Source organism: Desulfocurvus sp. (assembly GCF_023230885.1).
Taxonomy (GTDB): Bacteria; Desulfobacterota; Desulfovibrionia; order Desulfovibrionales; family Desulfovibrionaceae; genus Desulfocurvus.
Map to the genome: position 1 here is coordinate 1 of NZ_JALNWM010000101.1, position 11,565 is coordinate 11,565.

General features: G+C 70.2%; 10 protein-coding genes. 8 read left to right on the top strand and 2 right to left on the bottom strand.

All coding sequences use genetic code 11. From position 1 onward, the window contains the following. Both mutL and lptD read right to left on the bottom strand, forming a co-directional pair. A partial coding sequence (gene mutL / locus M0P34_RS08685; RefSeq protein WP_291498502.1) for a DNA mismatch repair endonuclease MutL occupies positions 1-1,744 on the bottom strand: 1,744 nt, incomplete at its 3' end. A 95-nt stretch (positions 1,745-1,839) separates the two neighbouring features. Next, positions 1,840-4,269: an LPS assembly protein LptD gene (gene lptD, locus M0P34_RS08690; protein WP_291498504.1), complete on the bottom strand. Its 2,430-nt coding sequence runs from the start codon at positions 4,267-4,269 to the stop codon at positions 1,840-1,842. Between the two features lie 156 nt (positions 4,270-4,425). On the opposite strand from lptD, the gene alr reads away from it, so the two are divergent. The 8 genes from alr to thrC all read left to right on the top strand — a co-directional run bounded on the left by alr (position 4,426) and on the right by thrC (position 11,560). Continuing rightward, positions 4,426-5,571 carry an alanine racemase gene (gene alr, locus M0P34_RS08695; protein WP_291498506.1) on the top strand — a complete coding sequence of 382 codons (1,146 nt, stop codon included), beginning with the start codon at positions 4,426-4,428 and terminating at the stop codon, positions 5,569-5,571. 65 nt (positions 5,572-5,636) lie between these two features. Next, a complete protein-coding gene (gene rpsF / locus M0P34_RS08700; RefSeq protein WP_291498508.1) occupies positions 5,637-5,951 on the top strand; it encodes a 30S ribosomal protein S6 in 315 nt (104 codons plus the stop codon). A gap of 2 nt (positions 5,952-5,953) precedes the next feature. Further along, a complete protein-coding gene (gene rpsR, locus M0P34_RS08705) occupies positions 5,954-6,214 on the top strand; it encodes a 30S ribosomal protein S18 (RefSeq protein WP_291498510.1) in 261 nt (86 codons plus the stop codon). Positions 6,215-6,226: 12 nt separating this feature from the next. Further along, positions 6,227-6,787 carry a 50S ribosomal protein L9 gene (gene rplI / locus M0P34_RS08710; RefSeq protein WP_291498512.1) on the top strand — a complete coding sequence of 187 codons (561 nt, stop codon included), beginning with the start codon at positions 6,227-6,229 and terminating at the stop codon, positions 6,785-6,787. Next, positions 6,750-8,201: a replicative DNA helicase gene (dnaB, locus tag M0P34_RS08715; RefSeq protein ID WP_291498514.1), complete on the top strand. Its 1,452-nt coding sequence runs from the start codon at positions 6,750-6,752 to the stop codon at positions 8,199-8,201. The genes rplI and dnaB overlap by 38 nt, the downstream gene beginning before the upstream one ends. A 40-nt stretch (positions 8,202-8,241) precedes the next feature. Next, positions 8,242-9,543 (top strand): phenylacetate--CoA ligase, encoded by a 1,302-nt coding sequence (locus M0P34_RS08720; RefSeq protein WP_291498516.1) that lies wholly within the window; start codon positions 8,242-8,244, stop codon positions 9,541-9,543. Continuing rightward, positions 9,544-10,056, top strand: coding sequence for a DUF456 domain-containing protein (locus tag M0P34_RS08725; RefSeq protein ID WP_291498518.1), 513 nt, complete (start codon positions 9,544-9,546; stop codon positions 10,054-10,056). A gap of 55 nt (positions 10,057-10,111) precedes the next feature. Next, a complete protein-coding gene (gene thrC, locus M0P34_RS08730; protein ID WP_291498520.1) occupies positions 10,112-11,560 on the top strand; it encodes a threonine synthase in 1,449 nt (482 codons plus the stop codon). The last annotated feature ends 5 nt before the right edge of the window (positions 11,561-11,565 follow it).

Here is an 11,565-nt window from a genome sequence, read left to right on the forward strand (position 1 = left end):
CGCGCGCCAGGGGCTGCCCGGCCTTGATGGCCGCCTTGCAGGACATGAGCGCCCACAGGTCGCGCACATCGCGCGACTGGCCGCTGACCGCCGCGCGCAGGTAGTCCTTGGCCCGGGCCACGGTGAGCAGCGGGGGGATGGCCGCGACGCGCAAAAGCTCCGGGGCGGGCCGTTGCAGGCCGAAACCCAGGTCGCGCAGGCCCTCCCACAGCTCGTCCAGCCGCGCGGCCTCGGCGGGGTGCAGGGGCAGGTCCAGGGGCACGGCCAGGGGCTGGGCGTCGCCGCGCGTCTGGGCCCGCTCGAAGCTGTGGTAGAGCACGCGCTCGTGGGCCGCATGCTGGTCCACCAGCGAGAGGGTTCCGTCGGCGTGGCGCAGGATGAGGTAGGTTTCGGCCAGCTGCCCGAGGTAGGCGGCCGGGCCGCCGCCCAGGTCGTCCAGGGTCGGGCCGGGGGGCGGGGGCGGGGCGTCCAGGCGCGGGCCCGGGCCGGGCTCGGCCAGCCCTTCGGGGGCGGCGGGGTCGCGGGGGCGGGCCGGGCGCGGGGGCAGCCCGAAGCCCAGGCGCTCCTCGCGGGCCACGGTGCGCGTGTATTCGCGCCAGGTGTCAAATCCGGGGCGGGCGGCGGCGCGCGGGGGCGGGGCGTCCTCGTGCTGCGGCGCGCCGGGCGCGCCTGCGGCCCCGGCGCCGCGCAGGGCCCCGCGGACCCCGGCGCCGGAGCCCGGGGCGCCGTCCATGTGCCGCTCCAGGGCCCCGGCGATGGCCCGGCGGACCACCGAGAAGACCAGGGACTCGTCGCGGAAGCGGACCTCGGTCTTGGCCGGGTGGACGTTCACGTCGGTGGCGCCCGGGGGCAGTTCGAGGAAGACCACGGCCTGCGGGTACTCGCGCGAGAGCAGCCGCCCGGAGTACGCCTCGCGCACGGCGCGCAGCATGAGCCGGTCCTGCACGGCGCGGCCGTTGACGTAGAGCAGGATGCGGTCGGCCCGGCCCTGGGCGGCCTGGGGGTCGCCCGCCAGCCCGTGGGCCCGGCAGCCGTCGCGTTCGTGGTCGAAGGGCATGAGCGCCCCGGTCACCGCCGGAGGCCAGGCCACGGCCAGCCGCTCGGCCAGGGTCTGGCCGGGGCGCATGGCGAAGATCTCGCGGCCGCCGCTGGCAAGGCGCAGGCCCACGTCCGGCCGGGCCAGGGCCAGGCGGAACAGGGCGTCCTGGCAGCGGCGGGCCTCCGTGGCCGGGGATTTGAGGAATTTGAGCCGCGCCGGGACGCTGACGAACAGGTCGCGGACCTCGATGCGCGTGCCGGAGCGCAACGCCGCCGGGCCGCGCGCGACCTCGCGCCCGGAGTCCACCTCGATGAAGAAGCCCTCGACGGCCCCGCGCGCCACCGAGGCCAGCCTGAGGCGCGAAACCGAGGCGATGGACGGCAGGGCCTCGCCCCGGAAGCCGAAGCTGGCGATGGAGTCCAGCTCGCGCACGTCCACGAGCTTGCTGGTGGCGTGGCGGGTCAGGGCCAGGGCCATTTCCTCCGGGCCCATGCCCCAGCCGTCGTCGGCGACGGTCATGGCCCCCTGGCCGCCCTGGTCGATGCTCACGTCCACCTGGGTCGCCCCGGCGTCGAGGCTGTTTTCCACCAGTTCCTTGAGCACGGAGGCCGGGCGCTCGACCACCTCGCCCGCGGCGATCTGGTTTTGCAGTTCTGCGGGCAGGACCTGGATGGGGCGAGGGGAGGCGGCGGGATGATTGGGCATGGGCCCACCCTAGCCCAAAGCCGGGCCGGGCGCCAGGGGGCGGGGAGCCCCCGGGGCGGCGGCCCCGGCGCGGAAGCCGGGGCCGCCGCAAAGCCCTAGAAGCTCAGGCCCATGAGCTGGACGCGGGCCTCGAAACGGTCTTCGAAGGGGGTGTGCGTGTAGTAGACCGTCACGTCCCAGCACTGGTGGGTGTAGGTCACATAATAGGTCTGTTCCAGGTCGGAGTTGGTGGTCAGGTCCGCGCGGTAGGTGAAGCCCGTGGACCAGCGGCGCGAGGCGATGAGGTCCACCCCGAAGCGGATCTGGCGGATGCGCGCGCGGTTGCGGTCCTTGTAGGTGTCGGCGGAGTCCTGGAAATCCAGGCCGAACTCGGCGCGGGCCACGTTCTTCCAGAGGCCGCGCAGGAAGTGCTCGTGGCGGGTGATGTCCGCCGAGTAGGGCGACCAGTAGGAGCGGTTGACCAGGGACAGCCACTCCTCGGGCGAGACGATCAACTCGCCCATGAGGTCGCTGAAGGGGCGGCGGGGGTATTGGTCGCGCTGCTCGGTGCGGGTGGCCTCGCGCAGGTCGAAGCTCTGCTCCAGGCGCAGGCGCAGGAACTCGCGGTAGTCCGCCTTGAGCACCGGGACGCCCAGGGGCTTGCCGTCCTCGCCCAGGGGCGCGTCGGGGTCGACGCGCAGCACCTGGCGCTCGCGCTTGCGGTCGAAGAGGTTGGTCAGCGAGTAGGTGATTTCGTTCTGGGCCGCCAGCCGGTCCAGCTCGTCGAAAAAGGGCTTGTTGGACTGGGAGACGTGGGGCGTCCAGTCGTAGTCCACCCGGGGCTGCACCGCGTGGCGGATCTTGGTCCAGCGGCCGGGGTCCTCCACGGGGCGGCCCTTGTCGTCGAGAAGGGGCTGGCCGGTGTTCAGGGCCGGGGCGCCGGACGAGGGCGCCAGGTCGAAGACCTTGTAGTACTCGGTGAAGGCCGAGACGTTCATGGTCGGCAGGCTGCGCGTGGTCGCGCTGTCGTCGTGGCTGGGCGCGGGGTGGTCCTCGTAGCGGCTCACGAAGTAGGCCGTTGTGCGCAGGCCCAGGGTGGGGATGACGGACAGCGGCCCGGCCTGCACGGGCAGGCTGGCCTTGGGGAGCAGGTCCAGGCGGGTGCCCTGGGTGCCGTAGCGGCGCCAGAAATGGGTGCCCCCGGCCTCGGCCTCGAATTCCAGCGGGCCGGAGAACAGGCGGTCCTTCCACAGGTAGGCGTGCAGTTCCGGCAGGGTCTGGGCCGTGGGGTTCCTGTCCTTGCTGCGGTTGCCGTTCTGGTAGGCGAGGTTCTGGGTCCAGGCGGTCTTCACGGCCACGCCGCCCGCGTCCCACGAGCGGGAGACGAGCAGGGCGGACTCGCGCTCCAGGGCGTCGGCGTTGGCGATATCGCGCGAGAACTCTTCGAGGAATTCGAGCCTGTTCTGGGTGAAACCCGTTTTCCCGGCCTTGAATTCGCGCAGGAAGTTCTGGTCCGAGACCCAGTCGATGTCCAGCTTGGCCTTCCAGTGCGGGTCCAGCAGGTGGGTGTCCAGCTTGCTGCGGATCCAGTAGCGGTCGGCGTTGGGGCGCGTGAGGCCGTCGTTGTGGAACTGGCTGTCCTCCTGGGCCTGCGTCGATTCGCGGATGGCGTCGTGCAGGTAGTCGATGCGCCACAGGCCCTTGGTGCCCGTGTTGGGCGTGTGGCGGAACTCCAGGCCCTGCATGAGCCCGCGCTCGCTCATCCAGTTCTCGTAGAAGGTCGCGTCGGCCTCGTCGCTGATGGCCCAGTAGATGGGCTGGTTGTACATGAAGCCGTTGCGCGAGCTGGTGCCCCATTCGGGCATCAGCAGGCCCGACTGGCGTTTGCTCTTCACGGGCAGGATGCCCACGGGGGCGTAGAAGGCGGGCTGGTCGCGCACAAGCAGCCGCGGATGCCACATCCAGGCGTAGCCCTCCAGGGTGATCTCGCCCTCCTCCATGGCGATGGACCACGCCTCGCCGGGCTCGTCGCAGGCCGTGACGCGGGCGTTCCGGAAGGTGTAGCGGTCGCCCGCGTGCTTTTCGATGCGCTCGCCGCGGAAGTAGAGGTGCGGCTCGGAGACGAAAATCTCGCCGTTCTTCAGCCAGCCGACCTTGTTTTTCAGGTCGAACTCGGCCTCCTCGGCGCGCAGGCGGTCCGTGGACCAGTCGATGTCCACGTTGCCCACCAGGCGGACCCAGCCCGTGGCGCGGTAGTAGGTGGCGTGGTCGGCCTTCAGGGTGTTCTCGCCCTGGGTCAGCACCACGTTGCCGTCGGCCTGGAGGACTTCGGTGTCGTGCTGCGCGGCGAGGTTGTCGGCCTTGATCTGCCAGGGGGTGTTCTCCTGGCCCTTGGCTTCGAGGTGGTCGGCCAGAATGTCGCCCTCGGCCCGGGCGGGCGGGGCGGGGCAGGCCAGCAGGGCCACCAGGGCGGCCAGCAGGGCCAGGCCCGCAAGACGAAGGGCCGCCGGGTGTTTCGGGCGGCGGGGCGGATGCTTTGGGGTCATGCTCTGCCTTCGGTTCCTGACGTGGACCGGCATGGCCGGCGGACGATGCCGCAGTGCTTAGCACATGCGGGGCGAAAAGAACAGTGGAAGAGCTTGCGGAAAATCCGTATATCTGGCCGCGTTGCATCGCCACGGGGCGGCACGGGAGCGCAGACAGTGAGCATCGGCTACAATCATCTCGTCACGCGGGTCAGGCCGGGCGCCATCGCCCATAACTACAAGGTCATGAACGCCCTGGGGGGCAACGGCTGCGCGGTCATCAAGTCCGACGCCTACGGCCACGGGCTGGCCGTGGCCGCCGAGGCCCTGGCCGGGGCCGGGGCGCGCACCGTGGCCGTGGGCACCGTGGGCGAGGCCCTGGACCTGGGGCGCACCTCGTTCACCGGGCGGGTCATCGCCCTGCTTGGGCCGCAGCTGCCCGAGGACTACGAGGCCGCCGCGCGCAAGGGGATCGTCTGCTTCTGCGCCCGGCGCGAGCAGCTCGAAAAGCTCTCCGAGGCCGGGGTGCGCGCCGGGCGGCGGGTGCCCGTGGCGCTGAAGTTCGACACCGGCATGCGCCGCCTGGGCTTCCCCCCCGAGGAGGCCGGGCGCGTGCTGGAGAAGGTCCTGGGCCTGCCGGGCGTCGAGGCCGTCATGGCCGCCTCGCATCTGGCCGTGGCCGACGACCCGGACCAGGATGCCTTCGTGCGCGAGCAGGGCGCGCGTTTCGCGGCGGCGGTGTCCGTGCTGCGGGCGGGCGGGCTGCGCGTGGAGGCGACCCTGGCCAACTCGGCGGCCATCGTGGCCTATCCGGAACTGCGCCTGGACATGCAGCGCCCGGGCATCGCCCTCTACGGGGCCGACCCCTTCTGGGGCACAGCCGCCCAGGGCCGCGGCCCGGCCCTGGAGCCGGCCATGGAGGTTCTGACCCGGGTCTACCAGGTCCACGACCTCAGGCAGGGCGAAACCATCAGCTACGGGCGGACCTTCACCGCCGGGCGCGACATGCGCGTGGCCATCATCGGCGCGGGATACGCCGACGCGTGGTCGCGCGGGCTGTCCAACCGGGGGCTGGTGCTGCTGCACGGGCTGCGCGCGCCGGTGGTCGGCCGGGTCTGCATGCAGATGACCGCCGTGGACGTGACCGACGTGCCCCAGGCCCGCGCCGGGGACCGCGTCTGGCTGCTGGGCGGCCCCGGGGAGAACTCCATCCGCAGCGAGGAGCTGGCCCAGTGGTGGGGCACCATCAGCTACGAGGTGCTCTGCCTTCTGGGCCTGAACCGCCGGGAATACATCCTTGACAGCCCGGGGGAAAACGAATAACAACCCCGCTTCGCCTTGCTCGCGCCCAAGGGGGCGCGGGCCATACGACCACAAGGAGAGGTTCAATGAGGAAATTCGAAACGCTGCTGCTGCTTTCGCCGGAGCTTCCGACGGAGGAGCGCCAGGGTGTCCTCGACACCCTGACCGGCATCATCGCCCGCGAGGGCGGCGTGCTGGTGGAAGTCGACGACTGGGGCATGCGCGACCTGGCCTACCCGGTGCGCAAGATGGACCGCGGGCACTACGTCCGCCTGGTGTACGACGCCCCCGGCGCCCTGGTGGCCGAGCTGGAGCGCAACATCCGCATCACCGACGGCATCTTCAAGTTCGTCACCGTGAAGCTGGATGAGAACGTCGAAAGCGCCGAGGAGGTTGCCTAAACATGGCTTTCCGTAAAAAGTTCACCCCCCGGCGCAAGTTCTGCCGTTTCTGTGCCGACAAGGAACTGCCCATCGACTACAAGCGCCCGGACATCCTGCGCGACTTCATCGCCGAGCGCGGCAAGATCATTCCCCGCCGCATCACCGGGACCTGCGCCAAGCACCAGCGCGCCCTGACCACCGCGATCAAGCGTGCCCGCCAGATGGCCCTGCTCTACTACACCGCGACCCACAGCTCGGCTGTGCGCAAGCGGACCATCTAGGAGGTGTCGACCATGAAACTCATCCTTCGCGCCGATGTGGACAACCTCGGCCGCCTGGGCGAAGTCGTCACCGTCAAGCCCGGTTTCGGCCGCAACTACCTGGTGCCCCAGGGCCTGGCCATGCCCGCCACCGCGGGCAACCTGCGCGCCTTCGAGCTGGAGCGCAAGAAGCTCCAGGCCAAGATGGACGCCGTGAAGGCCGCCGCCCAGGAGCTTTCCGACAAGCTGACCGCCGCGCAGGTGGTCGTGCGCGTGCGCGTTGGCGAGGGGGGCCGCCTCTATGGCTCCGTGACCACCGCGGGCATCGCCGAGGCCCTGGCCGAGCGCGGCATCGAGCTGGATCGCCGCAAGATCGAGCTGGCCGAGCCCATCCGCGCCCTTGGCGCATACGCCCTGGAAGTGCGGCTGCACCCCGATGTGGAGACCGTGCTGTCCGTGGCCGTGGTGAGCCATGACTGGGTCGAGGGCCAGCCTATCACTCCCGAGGAGGCCGAGGCTGCCGCCGCCGCCCAGGCCGAGGAAGAGGCCGCCAGCGATGACGCCGGACAGCCCGAGGAACAGCCCGCTGAATAGCGACAAACGGCAGCGCCGCCCCCAGCGGGGCGGCGCGGCCGACGGCGACGCGACCCTGGACAGGGTTTCGTCCGACCTGCTGCGCAAGGTCCCCCCCCACAACCTTGAGGCCGAACAGGCGGTTCTGGGGGGGGTCTTTCTGCGTAACGAGGTCTTCCACGACCTCGTGGACATCCTCGGCTCCCAGGATTTCTACTCCCCCGTCCATCAGGTCATCTTCGAGACATTCACCGAGCTGTTCCGCAAGAGCAGGCCCATGGACCTGCTCACCGCCCAGGACGAGCTGGAAAAATCCGGACGCCTGGACGAGGTCGGCGGCGCGGTGTACCTCGCCGAGCTGGCGGGCAGCACCGTGGCCGCCTCCAACGCCGTGCACCATGCGCGCATCGTGCGCGACAAGTCCGTGCAGCGCCAGCTCATCTCCACCGCCTCGGACATCATCGCCTCCTGTTTCGAGGGCCACCTGGACGTGGAGGACCTCCTCGACCGCTCCGAGCAGGCCATCTTCGACATCACCGAGAAGCGCTCCACCAAGGGCTTCATGGGTTCCAAGGAGCTGTTGCAGCACGTTTTCGACAAGCTGACCGAGCTGTACAACCGCAAGGAGCAGGTCACCGGCGTGGCCACGGGCTTCTACGACCTGAACGAGATCACCGCCGGGCTCCAACCCACGGACCTGATCATCGTCGCCGGGCGCCCGGCCATGGGCAAGACCTCCTTCGCCCTCAACGTGGGCCTGAACGCCGCCGCCGACTACGGCGTGACCACCGCCGTGTTCTCCCTGGAAATGGGCATGGAGCAGCTCATGATGCGCCTGTTGTGTACCCGGGCGCGGGTGAACCTCTCCAGCCTGCGCCGGGGGTTCCTGGACGACGAAGACTGGCGGCGGCTCTACGACGCCGGGGACTTCCTCTCCCGCGCGCCGCTGTTCATCGACGACACCCCGGCCATCACCACCATGGAACTGCGCGCGCGCTGCCGCCGCCTCAAGGCCGAACACGGCCTGGGTCTGGTCATCGTGGACTACCTCCAGCTCATGCGCCCCGGGCGGCGCATCGACTCGCGCGAGCAGGAGATTTCCGAAATCTCGCGCACCCTCAAGGCCCTGGCCAAGGAGCTGCACGTTCCGGTCATGGCCCTGTCGCAGCTCAACCGCAAGGTGGAGGAGCGCACGGACAAGCGCCCCAAGCTCTCGGACCTGCGCGAGTCCGGCGCCATCGAGCAGGACGCCGACGTGATCATGTTCCTGTACCGCGACGCGGTGTACAACACCGCCGAGGACAACCCCAAGCGCCACATCGCCGAGGTCATCGTCGGCAAGCACCGCAACGGCCCCACGGGCACGGTGGAGCTGTTCTTCGACAACGAGTACACCGCCTTCCGCAACTTGACCCGCGAGCCCCGCGCGGAGTAGCCTGCTCCGGCCTTTCAACCTTCAAACACCGGAGCACACCGTGGAAGTCTTCGACCGGGCGGAACTGCTCTCGCGCGAGGAGCTGGACGCCGTCCAGCTCGTGCGTCTGCGCGGGGCCGTCGAGCGCGCCCGCCGCTCCCCGCACTACGCCAAGGCCCTGGCTGGCGTTTCCCCCGATTCCATCCGCACCCTGGACGACGTGCGCCGCCTGCCCCTGACCACCAAGCAGGACCTGCGCGACAACTATCCCTACGGACTGCTGACCCAGCCCCTGGACCGCATGGTCCGCCTGCACGCCTCCAGCGGCACCACGGGCAACCCCACGGTCATCTTCTATACCCAAAACGACCTGGACACCTGGGCCGGACTCATGGCCCGCTGCATGCACATGGCCGGGGTCCGCCCCGGCGACCGCTTCCAGAACATGGCCGGCTACGGGCTGTTCACCGGCGGGCTGGGCTTCCACTACGGCTCCGAGCGCCTGGGCTGTCTGACCATCCCCTCCGGCGCGGGCAACACCGCGCGCCAGATCAAGCTCATTACCGACATGGGCGTTTCGGTGCTGCACATCATCCCGTCCTACGCCCTGTATTTCGCCGGGGCCCTGGAGCAGATGGGCATCGACCCGGCGGACAAGGCCGCCTGGCCCGTGCGCGTGGCCATGATCGGCGCCGAGCCGCACACCGAGGAAGCCCGGCGCAAGATCGAGGAAAAGCTCTGCCTGCGGGCCTTCAACTCCTACGGCCTGTCGGAGATGAACGGCCCGGGTGTGGCCTTCGAATGCCCGCACCAGAGCGGAATGCACGTCTGGGAGGACGCCTACCTGGTGGAGATCGTCGACCCCGTGACCCTGGAGCCCGTGCCCGAGGGCGAGACGGGCGAGATCGTCATGACCACCCTGACCCGCGAGGGCATGCCCATCCTGCGCTACCGCACGCGCGACCTGAGCCGCTTCGTGCCCGGGCGCTGCGCCTGCGGGCGCGTCCACCGGCGCCTGGACCGCATCAAGGGCCGCGCCGACGACATGATCATCATCAAGGGCGTGAACATCTACCCCATGCAGATCGAGCAGGTGCTCATGTCCCTGCCCGAGGTCGGCGAGAACTACCTGATCATCCTGGAGAAGGATGGTTTCATCGACCAGATCCGGGTCAAGGTGGAAATCCGCCAGGAGCATTTCGTGGAAGACATGCGCGTGCTCTCCGGTCTGCAAAAGCGCATCCAGACCCGCCTGCGCGACGAGCTGCTGGTCACCCCCAGGGTGGACCTGGTGCAGAGCGACAGCCTGCCCAAGAGCCAGGGCAAGGCCCAGCGCGTGGTGGACGAGCGCGGGGAGGGCTAGATGGAGCTGGCACAGATCGTTCCCGGGTTGTTCATCCTGCTGTGCATCGCCGTCATGGGCCTGCATGTGCTCTCCCTGCCGGCCAACTGGATCATCCTGGTCCTGCTGGCGCTGTGGAAGTTCCTGCATCCGGCCATGGACATGAGCTGGTGGTTCTTCCTGGGGCTTGCGGCCCTGGCGGGCGTGGCCGAGGTGCTGGAGTTCGTCATCCAGCTGCGGGGCGCCAGGAAATATGGAGCCAGCGGCCGCGGCAACCTGGGCGGCATCATCGGCGCCATCGCCGGGGCCATCCTGGGGGCCGGGTTCCTGCTGGGGGTGGGCGCGCTGCCCGGGGCGCTGCTGGGCGCCTGGGGCGGCTGCCTGCTGGTGGAGCGCCTGAACGGGCGCGACTGGGCCGAGGCCAGACACGCGGCCCTGGGCGCCATGTGGGGCAAGTTCTTCGGCATGACCGTCAAGATCGGCTTCGGCGCGGTGATCCTGTCCCTGGCCGTGCCGCCCGTCTGGGGCAGTTGATTTTCCCGGCGCCGCGGCGCCGTCGTCCATGCCGCCTCGGGCGGAAAGGAGCGTTATGCGACACTGCGAGTTTCCGGCCCACCGGGGCCGGATGGAATACGTCTGTCTGGGCTGCGGCGCCACATACGGCATCGGCGAGCTGCACTACACCTGCCCGGGCTGCGGCGGGGTCTTCCTGCTGCGCGACACGGCCTTCGACGACCTGCGCAAGACCTCCGGCCCCGCGTGGCGCGAGGTCTTCGACGCGCGCATGGGCGCCAAGCGCAGCGCCCTGCGCGGGGTGTTCCGCTTCTACGAGCTGATGGCCCCCGTGCTGGAGGAGGGCGACATCGTCTACCTCGGCGAAGGCCAGACGCCCATCGTGGAGTCCTCCCCGGCGCTCTCGGCGCGCCTGGGGGGCCAGCGGCTGGCCTTCAAGAACGACGGCCAGAACCCCAGCGCCAGCTTCAAGGACCGGGGCATGGCCTGCGCCTTCAGCTTCCTGCGCCAGCTCATCCGCACCACCGGCGCGGGCGACATCCTGGCCGTATGCGCCAGCACGGGCGACACCTCGGCGGCGGCGGCGCTCTATGCCGCCTATGTTGGCGGCGGCGTGAAGAGCGCGGTGATCCTGCCCCAGGGCAAGGTCACCCCGCAGCAGCTGGCCCAGCCCCTGGGCAGCGGAGCCGTGGTCCTGGAGGTTCCGGGCGTGTTCGACGACTGCATGAAGGTCGTCGAGCACCTGGCGGACAACTATCAGGTGGCCCTGCTCAACTCCAAGAACGCCTGGCGCATCCTGGGCCAGGAGTCCTACGCCTTCGAGGTCGCCCAGTGGTACGACTGGGACCTGGCGGGCAAGTGCGTGTTCGTGCCCATCGGCAACGCGGGCAATATCACCGCCGTCATGGGCGGGTTCCTGAAGCTCTTCGACCTGGGCGTCATCGCGGCCCTGCCGCGCGTCTTCGGCGTGCAGTCGCACCACGCCGACCCCGTGTGGCGCTACTACGACCAGCCCGAGGGCGCGCGGGAGTTCCGCCCCGTGGCCGTGACGCCCAGCGTGGCCCAGGCGGCCATGATCGGCAACCCCGTGTCCTTCCCGCGCGTGCGCCATTTCGCCGAGCGCTACCTGGCCGCCGGGGGCCCCGGAGCCTTCCAGGTGGTCCAGGTCTCGGAGCAGGCCATCGTCGAGGGCATGCTCGACGCCAACCGCCACGGGCACATCGCCTGCACCCAGGGCGGCGAGTGCTTCGCGGGGCTGGTGCGCGCCCGCGAGCTGGGGCTCATCGACAAGGACGAGCTGGCCATCCTCGACGCCACGGCGCACATGCTCAAGTTCATCGGCTTCCAGGACATGTACTACGAGAACGCCTTCCCGCCGGAGTACGGCATCGCGCCCCGGCCCGAATACGCCAACCGCCCGCAGCTGGTCATCGACCCCGCGCGCAAGGCGGCCCTGTCCGAGGCCGAGTACACCGCCGAGGCCGCCCGGGCGGTGGTGGAGCGCCTGGGCCTCAAGGCCCGGTAGGGCCC